This is a genomic window from Streptomyces aurantiaciflavus (assembly GCF_049808595.1).
Classification (GTDB): Bacteria; Actinomycetota; Actinomycetes; order Streptomycetales; family Streptomycetaceae; genus Streptomyces.
In genome coordinates, this window is record NZ_JBNCAQ010000055.1 from 25,688 (window position 1) to 47,478 (window position 21,791).

Annotated in this window: 23 protein-coding genes; 13 read left to right on the forward strand and 10 right to left on the reverse strand. The window is 71.5% G+C overall.

The annotated features are described in order from the left end of the window. Window positions 1-175 precede the first annotated feature (175 nt). The 5 genes from ACPT94_RS39895 (at window position 176) to ACPT94_RS39915 (ending at window position 5,400) form a co-directional block, all read left to right on the forward strand. Complete coding sequence (locus ACPT94_RS39895) at window positions 176-1,573, forward strand: DUF6421 family protein (protein ID WP_360331248.1); 1,398 nt, start codon at window positions 176-178, stop codon at window positions 1,571-1,573. Window positions 1,574-1,614: 41 nt separating this feature from the next. Continuing rightward, window positions 1,615-2,361, forward strand: a complete 747-nt coding sequence (locus tag ACPT94_RS39900) for an SDR family NAD(P)-dependent oxidoreductase (RefSeq protein WP_425245711.1) — start codon at window positions 1,615-1,617, stop codon at window positions 2,359-2,361. Beyond that, entirely contained in the window at window positions 2,358-3,428 is a 1,071-nt protein-coding gene (locus ACPT94_RS39905; RefSeq protein WP_425245635.1) for a threonine aldolase family protein, read from the forward strand. Before ACPT94_RS39900 ends, ACPT94_RS39905 begins: the two co-directional genes overlap by 4 nt. Before the next feature lie 86 nt (window positions 3,429-3,514). Further along, window positions 3,515-4,087 (forward strand): transglutaminase domain-containing protein, encoded by a 573-nt coding sequence (locus ACPT94_RS39910; protein WP_360331244.1) that lies wholly within the window; start codon window positions 3,515-3,517, stop codon window positions 4,085-4,087. Between the two features lie 47 nt (window positions 4,088-4,134). Then, on the forward strand, window positions 4,135-5,400 hold the full coding sequence (locus ACPT94_RS39915) for a hypothetical protein (protein WP_425245634.1): 1,266 nt from the start codon (window positions 4,135-4,137) through the stop codon (window positions 5,398-5,400). Between the two features lie 6 nt (window positions 5,401-5,406). Here the strand turns inward: ACPT94_RS39915 and ACPT94_RS39920 are convergent, their stop codons facing one another. The 3 genes from ACPT94_RS39920 to ACPT94_RS39930 all read right to left on the reverse strand — a co-directional run bounded on the left by ACPT94_RS39920 (window position 5,407) and on the right by ACPT94_RS39930 (window position 7,909). Then, complete coding sequence (locus ACPT94_RS39920) at window positions 5,407-6,432, reverse strand: hypothetical protein (protein WP_425245633.1); 1,026 nt, start codon at window positions 6,430-6,432, stop codon at window positions 5,407-5,409. A gap of 143 nt (window positions 6,433-6,575) precedes the next feature. Further along, window positions 6,576-7,304: a lysophospholipid acyltransferase family protein gene (locus tag ACPT94_RS39925; protein ID WP_189943980.1), complete on the reverse strand. Its 729-nt coding sequence runs from the start codon at window positions 7,302-7,304 to the stop codon at window positions 6,576-6,578. Between the two features lie 188 nt (window positions 7,305-7,492). Continuing rightward, a complete protein-coding gene (locus ACPT94_RS39930; RefSeq protein WP_360331235.1) occupies window positions 7,493-7,909 on the reverse strand; it encodes a DUF4395 domain-containing protein in 417 nt (138 codons plus the stop codon). 74 nt (window positions 7,910-7,983) lie between these two features. On the opposite strand from ACPT94_RS39930, the gene ACPT94_RS39935 reads away from it, so the two are divergent. The 4 genes from ACPT94_RS39935 to ACPT94_RS39950 all read left to right on the forward strand — a co-directional run bounded on the left by ACPT94_RS39935 (window position 7,984) and on the right by ACPT94_RS39950 (window position 11,139). Further along, the gene (locus ACPT94_RS39935) at window positions 7,984-8,397 is read left to right on the forward strand and encodes a TlpA family protein disulfide reductase (protein WP_360331232.1); all 414 of its coding nucleotides are present in this window, start codon (window positions 7,984-7,986) and stop codon (window positions 8,395-8,397) included. A gap of 208 nt (window positions 8,398-8,605) precedes the next feature. Continuing rightward, complete coding sequence (locus ACPT94_RS39940) at window positions 8,606-9,115, forward strand: flavin reductase family protein (RefSeq protein WP_360331230.1); 510 nt, start codon at window positions 8,606-8,608, stop codon at window positions 9,113-9,115. Between the two features lie 218 nt (window positions 9,116-9,333). Further along, the gene (locus tag ACPT94_RS39945; RefSeq protein ID WP_360331227.1) at window positions 9,334-10,122 is read left to right on the forward strand and encodes an electron transfer flavoprotein subunit beta/FixA family protein; all 789 of its coding nucleotides are present in this window, start codon (window positions 9,334-9,336) and stop codon (window positions 10,120-10,122) included. A 54-nt stretch (window positions 10,123-10,176) separates the two neighbouring features. Next, window positions 10,177-11,139 carry an electron transfer flavoprotein subunit alpha/FixB family protein gene (locus ACPT94_RS39950; protein WP_425245632.1) on the forward strand — a complete coding sequence of 321 codons (963 nt, stop codon included), beginning with the start codon at window positions 10,177-10,179 and terminating at the stop codon, window positions 11,137-11,139. Between the two features lie 71 nt (window positions 11,140-11,210). On the opposite strand, the gene ACPT94_RS39955 is transcribed toward ACPT94_RS39950, so the two are convergent. Beyond that, window positions 11,211-12,122 carry an endonuclease/exonuclease/phosphatase family protein gene (locus ACPT94_RS39955; RefSeq protein WP_360331221.1) on the reverse strand — a complete coding sequence of 304 codons (912 nt, stop codon included), beginning with the start codon at window positions 12,120-12,122 and terminating at the stop codon, window positions 11,211-11,213. A gap of 186 nt (window positions 12,123-12,308) precedes the next feature. Here ACPT94_RS39955 and ACPT94_RS39960 point away from each other — a divergent pair, with 186 nt between their 5' ends. After that, on the forward strand, window positions 12,309-13,613 hold the full coding sequence (locus ACPT94_RS39960; protein WP_425245631.1) for a DUF6986 family protein: 1,305 nt from the start codon (window positions 12,309-12,311) through the stop codon (window positions 13,611-13,613). A gap of 226 nt (window positions 13,614-13,839) precedes the next feature. Here ACPT94_RS39960 and ACPT94_RS39965 read toward each other — a convergent pair whose 3' ends face one another. The 3 genes from ACPT94_RS39965 to ACPT94_RS39975 form a co-directional block, all read right to left on the reverse strand. After that, on the reverse strand, window positions 13,840-14,229 hold the full coding sequence (locus tag ACPT94_RS39965) for a VOC family protein (RefSeq protein ID WP_425245630.1): 390 nt from the start codon (window positions 14,227-14,229) through the stop codon (window positions 13,840-13,842). Between the two features lie 86 nt (window positions 14,230-14,315). After that, entirely contained in the window at window positions 14,316-15,071 is a 756-nt protein-coding gene (locus ACPT94_RS39970; RefSeq protein ID WP_425245629.1) for a hypothetical protein, read from the reverse strand. Window positions 15,072-15,078: 7 nt separating this feature from the next. Next, window positions 15,079-16,128, reverse strand: a complete 1,050-nt coding sequence (locus ACPT94_RS39975; protein ID WP_360331210.1) for a LacI family DNA-binding transcriptional regulator — start codon at window positions 16,126-16,128, stop codon at window positions 15,079-15,081. A gap of 215 nt (window positions 16,129-16,343) precedes the next feature. Here ACPT94_RS39975 and ACPT94_RS39980 point away from each other — a divergent pair, with 215 nt between their 5' ends. Next, window positions 16,344-17,297, forward strand: a complete 954-nt coding sequence (locus tag ACPT94_RS39980) for an ROK family protein (RefSeq protein WP_360331208.1) — start codon at window positions 16,344-16,346, stop codon at window positions 17,295-17,297. A 36-nt stretch (window positions 17,298-17,333) separates the two neighbouring features. Here the strand turns inward: ACPT94_RS39980 and ACPT94_RS39985 are convergent, their stop codons facing one another. Continuing rightward, window positions 17,334-17,522, reverse strand: a complete 189-nt coding sequence (locus ACPT94_RS39985) for a hypothetical protein (protein WP_360331205.1) — start codon at window positions 17,520-17,522, stop codon at window positions 17,334-17,336. Window positions 17,523-17,676: 154 nt separating this feature from the next. Here ACPT94_RS39985 and ACPT94_RS39990 point away from each other — a divergent pair, with 154 nt between their 5' ends. Together ACPT94_RS39990 and ACPT94_RS39995 are read left to right on the forward strand one after the other, a co-directional pair. Continuing rightward, a complete protein-coding gene (locus tag ACPT94_RS39990; RefSeq protein WP_360331202.1) occupies window positions 17,677-17,871 on the forward strand; it encodes a hypothetical protein in 195 nt (64 codons plus the stop codon). Window positions 17,872-18,017: 146 nt separating this feature from the next. After that, entirely contained in the window at window positions 18,018-19,061 is a 1,044-nt protein-coding gene (locus ACPT94_RS39995) for an NUDIX hydrolase (protein ID WP_360331199.1), read from the forward strand. Here the strand turns inward: ACPT94_RS39995 and ACPT94_RS40000 are convergent. Beyond that, a complete protein-coding gene (locus ACPT94_RS40000; protein WP_425247999.1) occupies window positions 19,031-20,113 on the reverse strand; it encodes a BUD32 family EKC/KEOPS complex subunit in 1,083 nt (360 codons plus the stop codon). The two genes, ACPT94_RS39995 and ACPT94_RS40000, sit on opposite strands and share 31 nt — an antisense overlap. Before the next feature lie 230 nt (window positions 20,114-20,343). After that, a complete protein-coding gene (locus ACPT94_RS40005) occupies window positions 20,344-21,699 on the reverse strand; it encodes a dipeptidase (protein WP_425248000.1) in 1,356 nt (451 codons plus the stop codon). Between the last annotated feature and the right edge of the window lie 92 nt (window positions 21,700-21,791).

Here is a 21,791-nt window from a genome sequence, read left to right on the forward strand (position 1 = left end):
CGGATTCCCCTACCCCTCGCCCCATGGTGAAAGTCCTCGCCTACCCCGTATTCGACAGGAAAAAACGCGGTGACCATGGGGATGTGCAGGATAATTTCCCGATGCTCCACTTGCTGGAGGAAACCTCGTACGCATACGGTGTCCCTACGAGAGGTTCTCCTGTGGAGGATGGGACATGACGGAAGTTCTTGTGCAGGTGGGTGCGGAGGATCGGGTTCCTCCCGCGGCCAGGGTGGTGGAGCACCCGGCGTGGCCCGTGCTCAAGGATGCCGTGGAGCGGATCCGCCCCTGGCAGTCGAAGGACGGCTCGATCGACTTCACGGCCGAGGGCGCCCCCGGGCGCGCCGACGCCGAGCAGACCGTCCGCCAGGCCGTCGAGGCGGTCGAGGAGCTCTCCCCGCTGCTCCCGCACGACGCGGACTACCACCGGGCCCTGGTGCAGGACCTGCGCCGCTGGGCCGAGGGCGGCTTCGAGGTGCCGGACTTCCTCGACTCGCTGCTGGCCTTCCAGCCCGCCGCGGGCCGCGCGGACGGCCTCCAGCACCTGGTGGTCTTCCCGATGTACACGCAGAACGGCAACCCGGACCGCAACCTGGAGGCGGTCGTGCTGCGCATGGTCTGGCCGGACTGGCTGGCCGAGCTGGAGCGCACCCGCTACGACAACCCGCTGTTCTGCGGCATCAAGTTCGAGGACTTCACGGCGGGCTACGACACCAACTCCGCCGTCCTCTTCCCGGAGACCATCGCCGTCCGCGAGGCGCCGGAACGTTTCTCCTGGGGTGGCATCTTCTGCGACCGCGAGGCCGCCCGCTTCCGCCGGGTCACCGCCGCCGCCGTCGACATCCTGGGCCTGGAGCTGCCCGAGGACATCGCCGCCATGGTCCACGACCAGAAGCGCTGCGAGGAGGCCTTCGTCCTGTGGGACATGGTCCACGACCGCACCCACAGCCACGGCGACCTGCCCTTCGACCCGTTCATGATCAAGCAGCGCCAGCCGTTCTGGATGTACGGCCTGGAGGAGCTGCGCTGCGACCTCACCGCCTTCAAGGAGGCCGTGAAGCTCCAGGCCGACGGCGTCCCGCAGGCCCGTGACGTGCAGTACGCGGTGCTGTTCGACCGCATGTTCCGCTTCCCGGTCACCGGCGAGCGCGTGCGCAACTACGACGGTCTCGGCGGCCAGCTGCTCTTCGCCTACCTGCACAAGCACGACGTCGTCCGCTGGACCGACAACAAGCTGTTCATCGACTGGCAGCGCGCCCCGCAGGTCACCAACGAGCTGTGCGCCGAGATCGAGAAGCTCTACCGCGACGGCATCGACCGCCCCAAGCTCGTCCACTGGTTCGCCGGCTACGAGCTGGTCTCCACCTACCTCGCCCCGCACCCGGGCTCCAAGTGGGCCAAGGGCCCCGACGCCCTCGACCTGAGCCGGCCGCCGCGGAAACTCGTCGATGACGTGCTTCCGGACGAGTTTCCGCTGAGCATGTTCTATGAGGCACTGTCCAAGAAGCTGAAGAACGTGATCGCCTCCACCAAGGGCATCACGGCGGACGGCGCCGAGCGGATCGCCGCGTGAGCGACCTGCGTACCGAGAACACTGCTCAGGAGGCGAAGAACATGGGGAACGGGGCTCTCAGCGGTGCGGTGATCGCGGTGGCCGGCGCGGGCGGACCCGCCGGCCGGGCGGCACTGCTCCGGCTCGCCGAGGCGGGCGCGACCGTCGTCGGCTCGGACAACGACCCGGAGCGCCTTGCGGCGGCCGTGGACGCGGCCAGCTACGCGCACGGCGGCGCCACGGTCACCGGCGACACGGTCGACCTGCTCGATCTGCAGTCGACCCAGGAGTGGGCCCACCGCGTCGAGAAGGACTTCGGTCGGGTCGACGGCCTGGTCCACCTCGTCGGCGGCTGGCGCGGCAGCGAGACCTTCACCAGGACGCGCCTCGACGACTGGGACTTCCTGGAGATGCTGCTCGTGCGCACCGTGCAGCACACCTCCCTCGCCTTCCACGAGGCGCTGCAGCGCAGCGACCGCGGCCGGTACGTCCTGATCAGCGCCGCGGGCGCCAGCAAGCCCACCGCGGGCAACGCCGCCTACGCCGCCGCCAAGGCCGCCGCCGAGGCGTGGACGTTGGCCATGGCCGACTACTTCCGCAAGGCCGGGGGCGCCGAGGGCCCGACCTCCGCGGCTGCGATCCTGGTGGTGAAGGCGCTGGTGCACGACGCGATGCGCGCCGAGCGACCCAACGCGAAGTTCGCGGGCTTCACGGACGTCAAGGACCTGGCCGAGGCCATCGTCGGAGTCTGGGAGAGGCCCGCCCCCGAAGTGAACGGACAGCGTCTGTGGCTCACCGAGCAGCCGTGAACCCCCCGAAGACCGACGCCCGTCGCCATCACGACCCCGAGGTCCGCGGTTTCGCCAGCGACAACTACGCCGGGGCCCACCCGGAGGTGATGGCCGCCCTGGCCGTGGCCAACGGCGGCCACCAGGTGGCGTACGGCGAGGACGACTACACCGAGAACCTCCAGCGGATCATCCGCGGCCACTTCGGTCCTACGGCCGAGGCGTTCCCGGTCTTCAACGGCACCGGCGCCAACGTCGTCGCGCTCCAGGCGGTCACCGACCGCTGGGGCGCGGTGATCTGTGCCGAGAGCGCCCACATCAACGTCGACGAGGGCGGCGCGCCCGAGCGCATGGCCGGCCTCAAGCTGCTCACCGTCCCCACACCCGACGGCAAGCTCACCCCCGAGCTGATCGACCGGCAGGCCTGGGGCTGGGAGGACGAGCACCGCGCGATGCCGCAGGTCGTCTCGATCACCCAGAGCACCGAGCTCGGGACGCTGTACACACCGGACGAGATCCGCGCGATCTGCGAGCACGCCCATGCGCACGGCATGAAGGTCCACCTGGACGGCTCCCGGATAGCGAACGCGGCGGCCTCCCTCGACGTGCCGATGAGGACGTTCACCAACGCCGTCGGCGTCGACATCCTCTCCCTGGGGGGTACGAAGAACGGCGCCCTCTTCGGCGAGGCCGTCGTCGTCATCAACCAGGACGCCGTCAGCCACATGAAGCACCTGCGCAAGCTGTCGATGCAGCTCGCCTCCAAGATGCGCTTCGTCTCGGTGCAGTTGGAGGCCCTGCTGGCCAAGGACCTCTGGCTGCGCAACGCCCGCCACGCCAATGAGATGGCCCAGCGGCTCGCCGAGGGCGTCCGCGCGGTGCACGGCGTGGAGATCCTTTACCCGGTGCAGGCCAACGGCGTCTTCGCCAGGCTGCCGCACGACGTGAGCGAGCGGCTGCAGAAACGGTTCCGGTTCTACTTCTGGGACGAGGCGGCCGGTGTGGTGCGCTGGATGTGCGCCTTCGACACGACGGAGGACGACGTGGACGCGTTCGTGGCGGCACTGAAGGAGGAGACGGCGCGCTAGCAGGCCACACCCGGGTCATGCATAGATATGCGGTCGCCTGAAAAGTCATTGACTCGCGGGTGATCGCATTTCTATGCTCTCCAGGCATGGAGCTGATCCAGGAGACCCCCGACCTGTCCGCGTACTTGGCCGCCGACGAGGTCATCGACCATGACCATCCGCTGGTGCGGGACACCGCCGCACGTCTCGCCCGGAACGCGGAGGACTCGTATGCCTATGCGCGACTGGCCTTCGAGTTCGTGCGCGACACCATTCCCCACTCGCAGGACTCCGGCGACCTCCGCGTCACCTGGCGCGCCTCCGACGTGCTCGAGCAGAAGACGGGCATCTGCTACGCCAAGGCCCACGCGCTGGCCGCGCTGCTGCGGGCCGAGGACATCCCGACCGCGCTGTGCTACCAGACGTTCGACGTGGTGCACGGACTGGTCGCCGTCCGCTTCCACGGCGGCTGGCACCGGCAGGACCCACGCGGCAACAAGCCGGGCGTGAACGCCCAGTTCTCCCTGGACGGCGAACAGTTGGCCTTCACGCCCGACACCGAGGCCGGCGAACTGGACCACCCCGTCCTGTACGCCGCGCCGCACCCGGCGGTCCTCGGTGCGCTGAAGGCCGCCCCCGACCGGCCGTACCTCTGGAAGACGCTGCCCACCGCTCTGTGAGCACCCCCGGCGCGGAGCCGGCCGGTCGCAGTCGCTAATCTCCCGGCATGCGTGATGGGGGAGAGGGCCGCGAGGCCGACGCGGATGGGAACGAGGGCCTGCCGCACGGCCGTCAGCCGGGCGGGCACCCGCAGGACCGGTCGGACGAGGAGCCCGGCGGCGAGCCGGACCCCACCCCGTCGGGCCCCCTCGCCCGGCTGCGCCGGCACTGGCTGCTCGCCTCCGCCGTCGCCCTCGCTCTCCTGGCGACCGCCACCGCCGTACCGCTCCTCCTCGCCGACGGAGACGACACGCCCTGCCAGAAGATCCCCTCCTCCACCCGAGCCCTCGCCAAGGACCCGGCGGCCGCGACGCGCGCCCTCGACCCGGGCGACGACCTCGCCCGCTTCGACGCCGTACGCGAGCTCCTCGTGCACGAGCACCCGTGCGGCGACGGTGGCAAGGTGCTCGGCGAGGTGGTGGACGCGGCCACCCGGGCCACCGGCATCGAGAACCCGCACACCCTCGCCCAGGCCCGCAGCGCCTTCGCCGTGGCCGCCGCGCTCGACGACGTCGAACTGCCCGACGGGATGGCCCCGGGCGTGGCCCGCATGCTCGCCCAGTACATCGTCGACCAGCACCGCTACACCAGGTCCGACGACGACTCGGTACGCCCTGCAGTCCCCGCCGAGCTGGCCCGGCTCGACGACGAGGGCTGGACGACGTACGGCCGGTTCCTCGCCCCGGGCGAGGCCCACGCCGACTTCGAACACACCCAGCCGTACTCGGACGTCGAGGCCGACCTGGAGAGCCTGATCGCCGAACTCGCCAAGGACCCCAAGGCGTTCGCGATCCTCTACGCCGCCGAACGCGCCTGGCTCGCGTACTACCTGGAACGGCTCGACGACAAGGGCGGCGACCCGGACTACCACCCCAAGCCGCACAAGGACGGGTTCGACAGCCCCGACACCTACTGGGTCGACAGCGACCTCGAGCACATGGCCGACCGGGTCGGCGCCCTGATGAAGTACCGGGCCCGCTACGCCCGTGACGGCACCATCCCCGACCTCGCCGCCTTCGACGCGACCGTGGGCCGGTACACGCGCGGCGTGTACTTGGCCCACACCGCGCAGCTGACCACCCGCCTGCCGATGGCGGGCATCACCGCCCGCCCCGCGGGCCGGATGCGCGGCGACCTGATGGACGCCCGGCACCAACTGCTCAGGGTGGTGGACTTCTGGGCGGCGGCGCGGAAGATCCCGAAGGCGCGGGCCGACGTGATGCGGCAGGCCATCGACGACCGGTACGTACGGGCGCTCTGGCTGGCGACCTGACCCACGTCAGGCGTTCAGACGCAGGTCCGTGCAGCCCCGCCGCTTCACCTGCTCCGCGGCGAAGGCCTGCAACAGCGCCCGCTTCTTCGCCGGGCCGACGCCGGGGATGTCCTTCGCGGCGTCGAGCGCGAAGTGCGCCGCCTCGCCGTCGCAGCGGGCGCTCGCGGACAGTGACGGGCGGTCGGTGCCGTTGTTCCCCGCGACGAGCCGGGTGCTCCAGTCGCCGAACCAGGCGACGAAGTCCATCCCCCGCGCGTCGCCGTCCGTGAGCTCGTCGCCCAGGGCCACGTCGCAGCGGCCCGTGGGCGCGGCGTCGGTGAGCTGCGCGTCGACCTTCCAGTGGGTTGGGTCCGGCAGCCCCGCGTCGGCCAGCCAGCCGCAGGCGGTGTCCCGGGCGGCCGCCAACGGGACCGTCCTCGGCTCGTCCTCCCCGGGGTCGGCCGGGCTGATGCCCTTCGGCGCCGTCAGCGGCTTCGCGCCGCACCCCAGGCGCTCGGAGGCGGCGTTGACGAACGCGACGGCCACCTCGTAGGAGGCGGGCTGGCGCCAGGTGCCGTTGACACTGATCCCGGCGTGCACCAGCAGCTTGCGCTGCCGTCCGTCGGCGTCCTTGCCCAGGTCGGGGCAGTCGAGCAGGAACTGGAGCCTGCCGAACCGGCCGATGAACCCGGGAAGTCCCGCGGGCATCGCCGCCTGAGACGCGAACCCGCTGTCCGGGAACGTCCCCATGAACGCGCGGTCCTGGTCGTCGCGCCGGGTGTAGGCCTGCAGGGCCAGCAGCGACCAGTCGGCACTGTGGTCGTCGGCGACGGTGACCTCGCAGCGGTAGTCCCCGAGTTCCTTCACGCCGCCCGCCTCGGTGCCCACGACGCGGGCGTCGTCCGGGACGAGGGAGCGTACGGCGTCGTCGGGCAGCACCCCGTCACAGGCGCTGCGGATCACCCACCACTCGTGGACGTACGGCTGGGCGATCCAGCCGCCCAGACCGAGCGCGGCCACGGCCGCCACCGACACCTTGGTCCAGCGCCGCATCCTCGCCCCCGTAGCGCGTTCGGCAGTCGACAGCCGGACCGGCGGCCGCCGTCAGGCGCCCCGGTCACCCGGCTTCCGGTTCTGGCCGGGACCCTATCGGCTGCCGCCCCACGCCCGGGGCGCGGGGGTCGGGGAAGGGGACGTCAGCGGGCCTCGGCCTCGCGCACCTGCTCCGGCGTCGGCGCCGTGCCGCCCAGATGCGCCGGCATCCACCAGGTGTCGTTCGCGTCCCTGGGGCGCACCGGGTAGGCGCGCTGGGCGGCCTCCAGAAGCTCCTGGACGCGCTCGCGCAGCTGCCGGGTGATCGCGCCCGCGTACTTGTCGCGGGAGGCCTCGACCGCCTCGCCGACCCGGATGGTGATCGGGGTGTGGCTGCGCTTGAAGTTGCGCGGATGGCCCTTGGTCCACAGTCGCTGCGTGCCCCACACGGCCATCGGGATCAGCGGGACGCCCGCCTCCTGGGCCAGCCGGGCGGCGCCCGACTTGAAGCTCTTCAGCGTGAAGGACTCCGAGATCGTGGCCTCCGGGAAGACCCCGACGATCTCGCCGGAGCGCAGCGAGTCCAGGGCGTGCGCGTACGCCGCCTCACCCTGCTTGCGGTCCACGGGGATGTGCTTCATGGCGCGCATCAGCGGACCGGAGACCTTGTGGCGGAAGACGGACTCCTTCGCCATGAACCGCACGAGACGCTTCTGCGGGAGCGCGGCCAGGCCGTTGAAGATGAAGTCCAGGTAGCTGATGTGGTTGCTCACCAGCACGGCTCCACCCGAGCGCGGGATGTTCTCCGACCCCTTGCAGTCGATCTTGAGGTCCCAGACCTTGAACAACGTCTGGGCGAGGCCGACGACGGGGCGGTAGACAAGCTCTGCCATGGGCGGGTTCGGACCCTTCCTTCTCTCTGCCGGGGAAGGGACTCCCGCGGCAGAGTTACGCAGCCGTAGGTTTACGGCATCTCGCAGATCGTGCCCCAAGAACGGCCGGGGAGCCAGCCCCCGTGCCCGTGAACCGCGAGATCCTCGTCACTCCGCCCAGTGATCCACCTCGCCCTTTTAAGTCGCCTTTACTCCGCTCGTACCGCCACTCGCCGTACGAGCAGGTACATCTCGCAGCCCAGGCAGTACCCGAAAGTGGCATTGAGGAAGGCGGCCGCGAGCGCCGCCCCGGTCGCCGCGAACCCCAGCCAGTCGGGGCCCAGCGTGAACCCGACCAGGCCCACGCCCGCGAAGAGCAGCCCCACCGTCTGGGCGAACCGCGGCGGCTGCGGCGCCTCGAACGCCGTCGGCGGCCCGAGCTTCGGGCGCACGGCCACACGAAAGGCCCAGCCGTACGGCGAGCGGCCGACCCCGCCCGCCGCGCCGAGCGCGAACGCCAGCGTCTGCCAGGCCAGCAGCCAGGCGTTCTGGGTGATCAGCACGACCGCCAGGACGACGGTCGTGACGGCCGCCGCGAAGCGCGGCCCCCTCACATCAATGTCCATGAATCAAGCATTCCGCAGCGGAAAGACGTCCGGGAGGCGGGAATCTTTGCAGTCTCGTGAATGCTGTGCTGGTGATGACCGGACTCATGGTGTGCGTGGCGGTGCTCGCGGCGGCGAGCGCCTACGGAGTGCTGCACCGACGGCGGAGCGGGAGGGTGCGCGTGCGCGGGCGCGACGACGGCAAGCGGCTCGGAGCCGACCGGCTGGGCGGTGAACTCGGCGAGCGCGCCACGCTCGTGCAGTTCTCCAGTGCCTTCTGCGCCCCCTGCCGGGCGACCCGCCGGATCCTCGGCGAGGTCGCCGGCATGGTCCCCGGTGTGACCCACGTGGAGATCGACGCCGAGGCCCGTCTGGACCTCGTCCGCGAACTCGGTGTTCTCAAGACCCCGACCGTGCTGGTCCTCGACGCCGACGGCCACATCGTGCGCCGCGCCACCGGCCAGCCCCGCAAGGCCGACGTCATCGCGGCCCTGGGGGAGGCGGTGTGAGGCCGGTGCCGGGGACGGTGCGGCATCTCCCGGATGCCGGGACGGACTTGACTGCGCCTGCCACCTATCGTCAGCCTGACCGTATGCCTGAGGAACTCCTTCTGTACGGACGGGCCCACGTCGACCTGGCCCGTACCGCGAGCGCGCGCTGTCCGGCTCGTTGAGCAGCCACGACCCCGCTCGTCACTCCCCGCAGAAGGACAACTCCATGACGGCCACGCCCGGCCTCGGCACCCCTCAGCTCGCCTCACCCGACCTCCTGCGCTCGGTCTTCCGCCGCCACGCGGCCGGAGTCGCCGTGATCACCGCCTCCGGCGAGACCGGCCCGGTGGGCTTCACCGCCACCTCGCTCACCTCGGTCTCCGCCGAGCCCCCGATGCTCTCCTTCGGCATCGGCACCGGTGCCTCCAGCTGGCCGGCGGTCTCCCGAACCGGCCATGTCGGGGTGCACATACTCGGCGAGCACCAGCGGGAGCTGGCCGCCACCTTCGCCCGCAGCGGCGCCGACCGGTTCGGCGCCGCGACTGCCTGGCGCGAGGGCCCGGAGGGCGTGCCCGTCCTGGACGACGTGCTCGCCTGGCTCGTCTGCCGGGTCGTCGCGCGCGTGCCCGCGGGGGACCACCGCATCGTGCTGGCCGAGGTCGTCCTGGGCGATCCGGACGGCGCGGGCCGTCCGTTGCTCTACCACCAGGGGCGGTTCACCGCGCTGCGTGATTGATCACTGCCCGGCTCTCCTGCGAAACCGTCCGATTCCGATTACGCTGCGTTGCAAAGGTCACAGTTCAAAGCGCTTGCTTAGCGGGAACGAACTGGGTGTACTGACGAGTAATATTTCGATCGGAGCGCGGGCCGCCCCGACCGGGATCGGCCGCTTGTGGCGCCTATGCTGCCTGCAAGAAGGCAGCCGAGAACTGACGAAGCAGTAGGAGAGCCGGCGTGAGCTTGAGGATCGTTGTCACTGTGAAGTACGTGCCCGACGCCACTGGCGACCGGCACTTCGCCGATGACCTGACCGTCGACCGGGACGACGTGGACGGTCTGCTCTCCGAGCTCGACGAGTACGCGGTCGAGCAGGCGCTGCAGATCTCCGAGAACTCCGACGACGACGTGGAGATCACCGTCCTGACGGTGGGTCCCGAGGACGCCAAGGACGCGCTGCGCAAGGCGCTGTCGATGGGCGCCGACAAGGCGATCCACGTCGAGGACGACGACCTGCACGGCACCGACGTCATCGGCACCTCCCTGGTCCTGGCCAAGGCCATCGAGAAGGCCGGTTACGACCTGGTGATCTCCGGCATGGCCTCCACCGACGGCACGGGCGGTGTCGTCCCGGCCCTGGTGGCCGAGCGTCTGGGCGTCCCGCAGGTCACCCTGCTGTCCGAGGTCTCCGTCGAGGACGGCACCGTCAAGGGCCGCCGTGACGGCGACGCCGCCTCCGAGCAGCTTCAGGCCTCCCTGCCGGCCGTCGTGTCGGTCACCGACCAGTCGGGTGAGGCGCGCTACCCGTCCTTCAAGGGCATCATGGCCGCCAAGAAGAAGCCGGTTCAGTCCTGGGACCTGTCCGACCTCGACATCGAGGCGGAGGAGGTCGGTCTCGACGGCGCCTGGACCAAGGTCGACTCCGCGGCCGAGCGCCCGGCCCGCACCGCCGGCACGATCGTCAAGGACGAGGGCGAGGGCGGCAAGCAGCTCGCCGAGTACCTCGCGAGCCAGAAGTTCATCTAAGGGCTCGCCCCCGCTGACCGCCCCCTCAACTTCGTTTCGCAGGAGAGCAATCCCATGGCTGAAGTCCTCGTCTACGTCGACCACGTGGACGGCGCCGTCCGCAAGCCCACCCTCGAGCTGCTGACCCTGGCCCGCCGTATCGGCGAGCCCGTCGCCGTCGCGCTCGGCGCCGGTGCCGAGAACACCGCCGCGGCGCTCGCCGAGCACGGCGCGGTGAAGGTCCTCACCCACGACGCCTCCGAGTACGCCGACTACCTGGTCGTACCGAAGGTGGACGCGCTGCAGGCCGCCGTCGAGCAGGTGTCCCCGGCCGCGGTGCTGGTGTCGTCCTCCGCGGAGGGCAAGGAGATCGCCGCCCGTCTGGCGCTGCGCATCGGCTCCGGCATCATCACCGACGCCGTCGACCTCGAGGCCGGCGACGAGGGCCCGGTGGCCACCCAGTCGGTGTTCGCCGCGTCCTTCACCACCAAGTCTCGGGTCGTCAAGGGCACTCCGGTCATCACCGTCAAGCCGAACTCGGCCGCGGTCGAGGCCGCTCCGGCCGCCGGCAGCGTCGAGGCCCTGTCCGTCTCCTTCGGCGAGCTGGCCACCGGCACCAAGGTCACCGGCCGCACCCCGCGTGAGTCGACGGGCCGTCCGGAGCTGACCGAGGCCGCGATCGTGGTCTCCGGTGGCCGCGGTGTCAACGGCGCGGAGAACTTCGCGATCATCGAGGCCCTCGCCGACTCCCTCGGCGCGGCCGTCGGCGCCTCGCGTGCCGCGGTGGACGCCGGCTGGTACCCGCACACCAACCAGGTCGGCCAGACCGGCAAGTCCGTCTCGCCGCAGCTGTACATCGCCAACGGCATCTCCGGCGCCATCCAGCACCGCGCCGGCATGCAGACCTCGAAGACGATCGTGGCCGTCAACAAGGACCCCGAGGCCCCGATCTTCGACCTGGTCGACTACGGCGTCGTCGGCGACCTGTTCGACGTCGTCCCCCAGCTCACCGAGGAGATCAAGGCCCGCAAGGGCTGATCCCCCGATCGGCTGATCGCCGCCGGGCTGTACGAGGCCCCCGTGACCACCGTGGTCGCGGGGGCCTCGGCTCATCCCAGGCTCACGGACGCCTGCACCGGCAGATGGTCGCTCGGGTACTGGCCGTTCGCGGAGAAGGTGTTCACCCACGTCCGATGGACGGTTACATCGGGCCGGGCCAGGATCCAGTCGATCCGGTCGCCGCCCGGCGTGAGCGGCTTGTAGCCGTGGAAGGTCGCGTACTCCGGCCCACGCCGCCGCGCCGTGTCCCAGGTGTCGACGAGACCGGAGCCCAACAGCGCCTCATAGACCGGGTTGCGGTGGGCGACGGCGTTGAAATCGCCGGTGACCAGCACGGGCAGGTCGGGCTCGAACCTGGCGAGCCGATCGATGATCAGCGAGGTCGAGCGCACGCGCGCGTACTGGCTTCCGTTGTCGAGGTGGGTGTTGAAGAGGCAGAACTCCCGCCCGTCGGCGTAGCGGTCACGGAAGCGGACCCAGGTGACCATGCGGGGATCGTGCGCGCCCCAGGTGTTGGAGCCGCGCACGCCGGGTGTGTCAGAGAGCCAGAAGTGGGCGTGCTCGACCGGAGTGAGCCGGCGGGTGTCGTAGAAGACGGCCACCGACTCGTTGTCGTCCTCCGCGCGTTGGGTGCCGATCCAGTCGTAGTGCGGTCCGAGGTCGGCCTCGATGTCGCGCACCTGCGGTAACAGGCCTTCCTGGGTGCCGATGACGTGCGGGGCCGCCTCGCGCAGCAGGGCGCGCATCACCGGGCGGCGGGCGGCCCAGCTGTTCGGCTCCTTGCTGCCGGCGAAGCGGAGGTTGAAGCTCATGACCTCCAGCCGCGGGGCCGGGAACGCCCGCCGGGGGCGCTCGCGGGGCGCCTCGGAGGCCCGGACCGTCCCGAGCAGGGGGACCGCGACGGCGGCCGCCACCACGGTGCGCAGTCCTGTGCGCCGCGTCATCCCCCCCGAGCCCGCCATGTGCTCCCTCCCCTCGTGAGCAAGGATGAAGGTGTTGACCTCTGGTGCGGAAGGGGGAAAGGGAGGCGACACGGGACCAGCGGCATGGTCGGGGCGTGGACAGGGTGTTGACCGTCCGAAAGATCCGCAGTTAGCTTCGGTATGCGGATTGCTGATTCCGTAACGCGGAAAAGTGGAGGTTGTGAGATGGGTCACGGCCAGCAGCAGACGGTGGCGACGAGCCTCGCGGGCGCCGTCAGTGAGGAGATCAGCGCCTCCCTCGCCCCCGTCGACGCCGAACTCGACCGCCGCTACCCCGGCGACCCCGGCACCCGGCAGCCCGTCCACACCGTCTACGTCCCCGGCGACGCCTTCACCGCCGACACCCTCCGCTCCTGGGGCGACCGGGCTCTCGCCGCCCTCGACGAGCACGCCCCGGACGCCACGTCCTTCGCCGACGTCCTCGGCCTCTCCGACGAACTCGCCGAACCGGTGTACACGCGCGTGCGGGCCAAGCTGGAGCGGGAACCGATCGAGGACCTGCGCGTCGACTTCGAGGACGGCTACGGCCCGCGCCCGGACGCCGAGGAGGACGAGACGGCCGCCCGGGCCGCCCGGCTGATCGCCGAGGCGTACGCCAAGGGCAGCGCGGCCCCGTACATGGGCATCCGCATGAAGTGCATGGAGGCAGCCGTCCGCGACCGGGGCATCCGCACACTGGACGTCTTCCTCACCGGCCTGATGCAGGCCGGCGGACTGCCCGACGGACTGGTCCTGACCCTGCCGAAGGTGACCTACCCGCAACAGGTCGGCGCGATGGTGCGGCTCCTGGAGGCCTTCGAGAAGGCGCGCGGGCTCGCGCCGGGCCGGCTCGGCTTCGAGATCCAGATCGAGACCAGCCAGGCCATCCTCGCCACCGACGGCACCGCCACCGTCGCCCGCATGATCCAGGCCGCCGAGGGACGCGCCACGGGCCTGCACTACGGCACCTTCGACTACAGCGCCTGCCTCGGTGTCTCCGCCGCCCACCAGGCCAGTGACCACCCGGCTGCCGACCACGCCAAGGCGGTCATGCAGGTCGCGGCGGCCGGCACCGGAGTCCGCGTCTCGGACGGCTCCACGAACGTCCTGCCCGTGGGCCCCACCGAGAAGGTCCACGACGCCTGGCGCCTGCACTACGGCCTCACCCGCCGCGCCCTCGCCCGCGCCTACTACCAGGGCTGGGACATGCACCCCGGCCACCTCCCGACCCGCTACGCGGCCGTCTTCGCCTTCTACCGCGAGGGCTTCGTCCAGGCCGCCGAGCGCCTGTCCCGGTACGCCAACCGGTCCGGCGGCGACGTGATGGACGAGCCGGCCACCGCCAAGGCCCTCAGCGGCTACCTGCTGCGCGGCCTGGACTGCGGCGCGCTCGACCTCGCGGAGGTGACGGGGGCCACCGGGCTGACCAGGGCCGCCCTGGAGGGCTTCGCGGCCCCCCGCCGGGGTGACCTCACGGCATCGGCACCCTAGGGCCCGTCCGGCGGTATGCCAGAGACACGGGACTTGGCACGCCCATCTACGTCGTCGTCGGTTGCCTCCACGCTCGAACAGCCTCGCGCGGGGGCGCCCCCGTCCCCCCGCTCGCCCGCGCCGATGAGTCACCGCCGGTTTCCCGCGACTTGATCCGCCGGACAGGCCCCGGCGGCGGCCGGCCGGGGCGTCGCCACCCCGGCCGGCCGACGGTCCTCAGGACCCGCTACTGCTCGGGAAAGGTGTACGGGGTGGTGATGATCTCCATCCCGTGCCCGGCGGGATCCATGAAGTACAGGCCCCGCCCGCCGTGGTGGTGGTTGATCTCACCCGGCTGCTGTCCGTGCGGATCGGCGTAGTACGTGATTCCCGCCTGCTTGATCCGGTCGAACGCCGCGTCGAACTCCTCGTCGGAGACGAGGAACGCGTAGTGCTGCATGACGATCGACTCCGCCGGGATGGTGGCGAAGTCCAGGGTGACGCCGTTGCTGGTGTCGACCGGAACGAACGGGCCCCACTCGGCCCCGACTTCGAGTCCCAGGATGTGGGCCAGGAACTCGGCGGACTCCCGGTTGTCACGGGAATGGACGATGGTGTGGTTCAACTCGACTGACATGTGTGGAATGCCTCCGTAAGGCAAACTCACGGGCACCTCCATGCCTCACCCGGCCGGTGACCGACACGCGATGCCGTGGGACGACCCTAACGGACGATCAGGTGCTCCAGTCCTGAATTCGTCACGAGCTTCTCCTTCGCGAACAGTTGGGTGCCGCGCTCGCACAGCCCCGCGTCGGCCCGGGCGCGGGCACAGAACTCCTCCGGAGCCACACCGAAAAGCCGCCTCAACTCGGCCGACTCCACCAGGAGTTCGGTGAGCAGGGCGCGCTGTCCCGGATGCTTGCGCGGGGCGCCGGTGCCGTCGTGCAGGACTCCGCGACGGTTGACGTACGCGAACGCGCCGGTGAGCGTCTCACCGTTCTCCAGCTCGATCCGCACCTCGGGAGCGGGCAACGGCACGCGGGCGTAGTTGCCGTGCGGCAGCGGCACGCCCTCGCTCGCGTCGATCGCCGCGAGCTGTTCGGCGTCCAGCCAGATGACGAACAACTCGCGTGTCACGCCGGGGGCGTCGACGGGGGAGGCGGACAGGTATCCCATGCGGCTGATGTGCGCGGAGACGCCGATGTCGATGCCCGTGACCCGGGTCTTCACCATCGGGATCGGCGAGGTGATCCCGAACTCGGCCATCTTGTGGCGCAGTTGGCCGGGGCAGGCGTTGGAGCCGATGGCCAGGACCGGTGTCCGGTCGGGGAAGGTCAGGCGGTCCAGGGGCAACAGCCGGTTCCCGTCGAGCAGTCCGGAGTCCGCCGGCCAGGGGCCGGGGTACGTCAGCGGATGCTCGCGCGGCGCGTCGGCGAGACCGAGCGCCTCCAGCGTGCGGTGCAGATCGCGTTCGTACACGCGGGGCTCAGTCCGCCGGGGGCAGCTCGCCCGAGCCGCGGGCGATGAGCCGCGTGGGCAGTTCGATGCGTTCGGGGAGGACCAGGGTGCCGTCCAGCTGCTGGAAGAGGCGCTCGGCGGCGGTGCGGCCGATGGCGGCCGCGTCCTGGGCGATCACGGTGACGCCCGGCTGGAGGAGGTCGGCGAGTTCGAGGTCGTCGAAGGCGACGAGCGCCACCCGGCGGTCCTGCTCGGCGAGCACCCGGATCACGGTGACCGTCACCCGGTTGTTGCCCGAGAAGATCGCCGTGACCGGCGCGGGCCCGGACAGCATCTCCTCGGCCGCCCGGCGCACCCGGCCGGGATCGGTGGCTCCCAGGGACATCCAGGCGTCGCCGACCGGTATGCCCGCGTCCTCCATGGCCGCCCGGTAGCCGCGCAGCCGCTCCGCGGCGGTGTGGATGCGCGGCATGTCCCCGATGAAGCCGATCCGGCGGTGCCCGTGCGCGATGAGGTGGGCGACGCCCTGCCGGGCACCCCCGAAGTTGTCCGACAGGACGCAGTCGGCGTCGATCCGGCCGGCCGGCCGGTCGACGAAGACCGTGGCCACGCCCGCCTTGATCTCGGGCTCCAGATAGCGGTGGTCGTCCCCGGCCGGGATGATCACCAGGCCGTCCACCCGGCGCGCGCACAGCGCCAGCGCCAGCTCCTGCTCCCGGTCCGGGTCCTCGGCGCTCGAGCCGTTGATGAGCAGCGCTCCGTGGGCGCGGGCCACCTCCTCCACGGCGCGGCTGAGCGGGCCGTAGAACGGGTCGGCGAGGTCCTCCAGAACCAGGCCGATGCTGGCGGTACGGCCCTTGCGCAGGACCCGCGCGCTGTCGTTGCGGCGGAATCCGAGCGCGTCGATGGCCTCCTGGACCCGCCGCTCCGTCTCCGGCGTGACGCCCGGCTCGCCGTTCACCACACGGGAGACGGTCTTCAGCCCGACCCCCGCGCGTGCCGCCACGTCCTTCATCGTGGGACGGTTGCCGTAGCGAGTTCCGGCGAGGCCGACGGGGCGGCGGGGGGTCTCGGGCACGATGCGGTGTCCTGTCCTGTCGTCCGCGGGGATGCGTGGGTCCCTGGAGGTGTATGAGGATGTGGAGTCGAGCATAGGGCCTGGACAACGTTGTCAGATGCGGGGACACTGTCCACCGCACTCTCCGGCCCACGTCCCCCACCGTTGGACCGGCCAGGCCCTTTCCGATGGTTTCCAATGGTTTCCAATGGTTGACGGGGAGAACCCAGACTTTGATGCACACCGACCTCGTGGCAGCGCTCGACATCGGCGGCACCAAGATCGCCGGAGCCCTGGTGGACGGCGACGGCACGATCCTGGTCCGCGCCCAGCGGCCCACGCCCGCACAGGAGAACGGCGACACCGTGATGCGGGCCGTCGAGCACGTGCTGGAAGAGCTGACGGCGTCGCCGCTGTGGGGGCGCGCCCATGCCGTCGGCATCGGCAGCGCGGGCCCGGTGGACGCCTCCGCCGGCACGGTGAGCCCGGTGAACGTGCCCGGCTGGCGCGACTATCCCCTCGTCGACCGGGTGCGGGCCACCACCGGGAACCTTCCCGTGGAGCTGATCGGCGACGGGGTGGCGATCACGGCGGCCGAGCACTGGCAGGGCGCCGCCCGGGGCCACGACAACGCCCTGTGCATGGTGGTCTCCACCGGCGTCGGCGGGGGCCTGGTCCTCGGCGGACGCCTGCATCCGGGCCCCACCGGCAACGCCGGCCACATCGGTCACATCAGCGTCGACCTCGACGGCGATCCGTGCCCGTGCGGGGCGCGCGGCTGTGTGGAACGCATCGCCAGCGGCCCCCACATCGCCCGCCGTGCCCTGGAGAACGGCTGGCGGCCCGGACCCGACGGCGACACCTCCGCGGCCGCGGTGGCCGCCGCGGCCCGTGCGGGCGACCCGGTCGCCGTGGCCTCCTTCGAGCGTGCCGCCCAGGCGCTGGCCGCCGGCATCGCCGCCACCGCGACCCTCGTCGAGATCGACATAGCCGTGATCGGCGGCGGCGTGGGCAAGGCGGGCGACGTCCTCTTCACACCCCTGCGGCGCTTCCTCGCCGACTACGCGACCCTGTCCTTCGTCCAGCGACTCACCGTGACGCCCGCACAGATGGGCACGGACGCGGGGCTGGTGGGGGCGGCCGCGGCGGCGCTGGCGAGCGGGGCGGGGGTGACGGCGGCGGGGGTGTGACCGGTCACTGGAGGAGGTTCCTCTCTGGAGGAACGTTCAGGCGGACGCGGGCCCCGGCGCGTCCGTACCGCCCGCGACCAGTACGGGGAGGCGTGGCGGCGCAGTGAGCCGGCGGTCGATGCGGACCGGCGGGTCAACCGACGGGGAGCTGCCGGAGAGGGTGGGCGCGGAGATCCTCTGCGGCCTGCGGGCCCGCACCGGGGCGGGCTCCACGACCTGGGACACTTCCTGCTCCCGCGGTGCGACCGGCTTGCGTGCCGATGGCCGCGCCCGCTGCTGGTGATCGCCCGCACCGCGCCGGGCGCGGACGGGATCCCCGGCGCGCCTCTCGCTCGCGCGAACGCGTGACCCCGCGCCGCGTTCCTGCGTTGAACCGGCCATGAAGAAGCGCAGCATGCTCGCCATCGCCTCCCTCGCCACCGGCTTCGTCGTAGCGGCGATCACCCCCTCGCACGGCCTGGGGGGTGAGGACCTCGACGGGCTGAACGTCGGGGACACCCTCAGCACGCTCGACCAGACCGTCGCCGACACGTCGGCCGTCGACGAGGGTGCCCTGGGCGGCGAGAGCGACTGACGGATTCCGCACCCGACCGTGGGGCCCGGTGCCCCCCCCCGGGGGGGGGCCCCCCCCCCCACGGCGTGCGCGCCCTCAACGGGAGGTGGTTTCCGTGGCAGGGTGGAGCGGGCAAGCCTCAGGGGGCCAACAGAAGAGGGGGAAAAGTGACCGTCGTCTGGATCAACGGCGCGTTCGGTGCGGGGAAGACCACCACCGCACGGGAACTGATCGACCTGATCCCGAACAGCACGCTCTTCGACCCCGAGGTCATCGGCGCGGCGCTCCCGCAGCTGCTGCCGCCCAAGCACCTCGCCGAGGTCGGCGACTTCCAGGACCTGCCGATCTGGCGCCGGCTCGTGATCGACACCGCGGCCGCCCTGCTCGGCGAGCTCGGCGGCACCCTCGTCGTCCCCATGACCCTGCTGCGCCAGGAGTACCGCGACGAGATCTTCGGCGGCCTCGCCGCCCGCCGGATCCCCGTCCACCATGTGCTCCTCGCCCCGGCCGAAACGATCCTGCGCGAGCGAATAGCCGGGCGGGAGATCCCGCCCGACCTCCCCGACGGCGAGATACGCGTACGGCAGTGGTCGTACGACCACATCGAGCCGTACCGCGCCGCCCTCGCCGTCTGGCTCACCGGCGACGCCCACCCTGTCGACACCAGTGACCTCACCCCGTACGAGACCGCCGTCCGCATCGCGGAGGCCGTCGGCAGCGGTGACGTGGCCGCCTGCGACATCGTGCAGACCCCCGAGCCCACCGCCGAGACGCTGGCCGCCGGGGTGCTGCTCTTCGACGAGCACGACCGGGTGCTGCTCGTCGACCCGACCTACAAGCCCGGCTGGGAGTTCCCCGGCGGTGTCGTGGAGCCGGGCGAGGCGCCCGCGCGCGCGGGCATGCGCGAGGTCGAGGAGGAGACCGGCGTCCGGCTCGAGGACGTACCCCGGCTGCTGGTCGTCGACTGGGAACGGCCGAAGCCTCCCGGATACGGCGGGCTGCGCCTCCTCTTCGACGGCGGCAGGCTCGACTCCGAAGCCGCTGCCGGAGTGCTGCTGCCCGGGCCCGAACTGCGGGCCTGGCGTTTCGTCACCGAGGAGGAGGCGGCCCATCTGCTGCCGCCGGTGCGTTACGAGCGGCTGCGCTGGGCCCTGCGGGCACGTGAGCGGGGGGCCGCGCTCTATCTGGAGGCCGGGATCCCGGTCGGGTGACCTTCTGACGGGGCCGAGGCCCGCTCCAGCTCCTCCGCCGGATACGGCGTCGACCTGCTCTCCTCCCGCAGTCGTCGCTCGAAGCCGGTCATCACGGTGGCGACCCGGGCGTGGCGGGTGAGGAGGGCGGCGGCACCGTCCGGGATTCCCTCCGGCCGCAGGCCTTCGGCGCAGGCACGCACGAAGGCCGCGCGTTCCTCGCCGTGGTGTCCGTACAGGTCGGTGACCAGCCATTTCACCAGGTAGGTGAGGGTGTAGGCGCGGTCGTAGCCGCGGTGACGTTCGATGAAGTCCCTCTCCTCAGCGGTGACGTGGAAGCGGGGGGAGAGCGCCAGGCCGTGGTCGGCGAGGTAGAGGCGCCGTCCGTCCGTGAGGATGTTGCGGAAGTGGGCGTCGAAGTGCAGGAGGTGCGCGTCGCGGAGGAAGGCGGTCAGGTGTGCCAACTCCCGTTCCACCAGGGCGCAGGCGTCGTCCGCGTCGTCCGTGCGGAGCTTTTCGGCCAGCCAGTCGTGGAGGGTGGTCGGGAGGTACTCCAGGAACAGTGTCAGGCTCGCCGACGCCGAGCGCAGTTCCTCGATCCGCTTGCGCAGGCCTGGGCGTCCGCCCCAGTACGCCACGGCACGGTCCACGTCGGCCAGGTCCTCGTACAGCGGCCGGGGTTCGGCGGGCAGCACCCGCCAGTGGTGGGTGAGCGGGAAGCCGGGGAAGCCGCCCGAGAGCACCCAGCGCGTCGTCATCGCGTGCACCGCGAGTTCCCGCCAGGCGCCGAGGCCAGGGCTGGCGAGGTCGCCGACGCCGTAGTGGCAGACGGGCGGCAGGTCGAAGAGGTTCGCGGTGGAACGGGCGTGTTCGGGGCGCAGTTCGGTGTCGGTGAGGCGGATCCGCTTCACGAAGACCGGCTGACCGTCGACGTCGACGCGCAGCACCTGTCCGCCGACTCCGGTGCCCAGCGGGGTCCCGGACGCCACCAGGTCCGCGAGCTCCTGGTCGCTGAGGAGGTCCAGGGTGGTGGCGAGGGCGTGGTGGGCGGTGAGGCGTGCGGTGGGGGCCATGGTCCCCATCTTCAGTGCGCGGAAGAGAACTTGTCCGCCGCTTCGCGCAGGACCGCCGAGGCACGCCCGGTCACCGGGTCGCCGTGGCCGAAACACGCCAGGTCGGCCTGGCCGACCGGGAAGCGCGGGAGGCGGAGGTGGGGGAGGAGCTTCGACGACGTCCATGGGCGACCGTGGAGAGGGCCCCGTCCGGAAGACGAGGCCCTCTGCTGTCGGCCGGAGCCGGTGACTCAGCTCGCCGCGTACGTGCGCAGGAACAGGGCCTCCGCCACCGACAGGCGCTCCAGCTCTTCCGGGGACACGCTCTCGTTGACCGCGTGGATCTGGGCCTCGGGCTCGCTCAGACCGATGAGGAGGATCTCCGCGTGCGGGTAGAGGGCCGCGAGGGTGTTGCACAGCGGGATGGAGCCGCCCTGCCCGGCGTACTGCATCTCCTGGCCCGGGTAGGCCACCGCCATCGCCTCGGCCATCGCCGCGTACGCGGGGCTCGCGGTGTCGGCGCTGAACGGCTGGCCCTGCCCGATCTGCTCGGTCTGCACCCGCGCACCCCACGGCGTGTGCGCCTCCAGATGGGCCTGGAGCAGCTTGGTCGCCTCGGCCGCGTCCGTGCCCGGCGGCACCCGCAGACTGATCAGCGCACGGGCACTGGCCTGCACGGACGGGGTGGCGCCCACGACCGGCGGGCAGTCGATGCCGAGGACGGTGACGGCCGGGCGGGCCCAGATGCGGTCGGCGACCGTGCCGGAGCCGATCAGACCGACACCGTCCAGGACCTTGGCGTCACGGCGGAACTGCTCCTCGTCGTACTGCAGGCCATCCCAGGCCGTCCCGTCGGTCAGGCCGTCGACGGTCGTCGAGCCGTCCTCGGCGCGCAGCGAGTCCAGGACACGGATCAGTGCGCCCAGCGCGTCGGGGGCGGCGCCGCCGAACTGGCCGGAGTGCAGGTTGCCCTCCAGCGTGTCGATGCGCACGCGCATCATGGTCATGCCGCGCAGGGTGGAGGTGACGGTGGGCAGGCCCACGCGGAAGTTGCCCGCGTCGCCGATGACGATGGTGTCGGCCTCGAGCAGCTCGGGGTGCTGCTCGGCGTAGCGCTCCAGGCCGCCCGTGCCCTGCTCCTCCGAGCCCTCGACGATCATCTTCACGTGGACCGGGACCCCGCCGTCGGCCTTGAGGGCGCGCAGGGCCAGCAGGTGCATGATGAAGCCGCCCTTGCAGTCGGCGGTGCCGCGCCCGTACCAGCGGCCGTCGCGCTCGGTCAGCTCGAAGGGCGGGGTGATCCAGCCCGCCTCGTCCAGTGGCGGCTGCACGTCGTAGTGGGCGTAGAGCAGGACGGTCTTCGCGCCCGCGGGACCGGGCAGGTAGCCGTACACCGACTGCGTCCCGTCCGGGGTGTCGAGCAGGGCGACGTCCTGGAAGCCCTCGGCGCGCAGCGCGGCCGTTATCCAGTTCGCCGCCGCCTCGCTCTCGCTCCTCGGGAACTGGTCGAAGTCCGCCACCGACTTGAAGGCCACCAGCTCGGTGAGCTCCGCCTTCGCCCTGGGCATCAGCGAGGCGACGGTCTCGGCGACCGGATTCGACGACATGGGCACGCTCCTTGTGGGTGCGACGTTGTACCGATGAGTGCCGTCGATCCTCCCACAGCGGGCTGTGGCGATCTCGGTCGTAGGATGCGGGG

Coding starts and splice junctions, on each gene's coding strand:
- ACPT94_RS39980 (WP_360331208.1), top strand. CDS start 16,344: ATGCACACCGACCTCGTGGCAGCGCTCGACATCGGCGGCACCAAGATC.
- ACPT94_RS39940 (WP_360331230.1), top strand. CDS start 8,606: ATGACGGCCACGCCCGGCCTCGGCACCCCTCAGCTCGCCTCACCCGAC.
- ACPT94_RS39925 (WP_189943980.1), bottom strand. CDS start 7,304: ATGGCAGAGCTTGTCTACCGCCCCGTCGTCGGCCTCGCCCAGACGTTG.
- ACPT94_RS39955 (WP_360331221.1), bottom strand. CDS start 12,122: ATGGCGGGCTCGGGGGGGATGACGCGGCGCACAGGACTGCGCACCGTG.
- ACPT94_RS39935 (WP_360331232.1), top strand. CDS start 7,984: ATGACCGGACTCATGGTGTGCGTGGCGGTGCTCGCGGCGGCGAGCGCC.
- ACPT94_RS39920 (WP_425245633.1), bottom strand. CDS start 6,432: ATGCGGCGCTGGACCAAGGTGTCGGTGGCGGCCGTGGCCGCGCTCGGT.
- ACPT94_RS39915 (WP_425245634.1), top strand. CDS start 4,135: ATGCGTGATGGGGGAGAGGGCCGCGAGGCCGACGCGGATGGGAACGAG.
- ACPT94_RS39990 (WP_360331202.1), top strand. CDS start 17,677: ATGAAGAAGCGCAGCATGCTCGCCATCGCCTCCCTCGCCACCGGCTTC.
- ACPT94_RS39965 (WP_425245630.1), bottom strand. CDS start 14,229: ATGTCAGTCGAGTTGAACCACACCATCGTCCATTCCCGTGACAACCGG.
- ACPT94_RS39930 (WP_360331235.1), bottom strand. CDS start 7,909: ATGGACATTGATGTGAGGGGGCCGCGCTTCGCGGCGGCCGTCACGACC.
- ACPT94_RS39895 (WP_360331248.1), top strand. CDS start 176: ATGACGGAAGTTCTTGTGCAGGTGGGTGCGGAGGATCGGGTTCCTCCC.
- ACPT94_RS39900 (WP_425245711.1), top strand. CDS start 1,615: ATGGGGAACGGGGCTCTCAGCGGTGCGGTGATCGCGGTGGCCGGCGCG.
- ACPT94_RS39910 (WP_360331244.1), top strand. CDS start 3,515: ATGGAGCTGATCCAGGAGACCCCCGACCTGTCCGCGTACTTGGCCGCC.
- ACPT94_RS39950 (WP_425245632.1), top strand. CDS start 10,177: ATGGCTGAAGTCCTCGTCTACGTCGACCACGTGGACGGCGCCGTCCGC.
- ACPT94_RS39960 (WP_425245631.1), top strand. CDS start 12,309: ATGGGTCACGGCCAGCAGCAGACGGTGGCGACGAGCCTCGCGGGCGCC.
- ACPT94_RS40000 (WP_425247999.1), bottom strand. CDS start 20,113: ATGGCCCCCACCGCACGCCTCACCGCCCACCACGCCCTCGCCACCACC.
- ACPT94_RS40005 (WP_425248000.1), bottom strand. CDS start 21,699: ATGTCGTCGAATCCGGTCGCCGAGACCGTCGCCTCGCTGATGCCCAGG.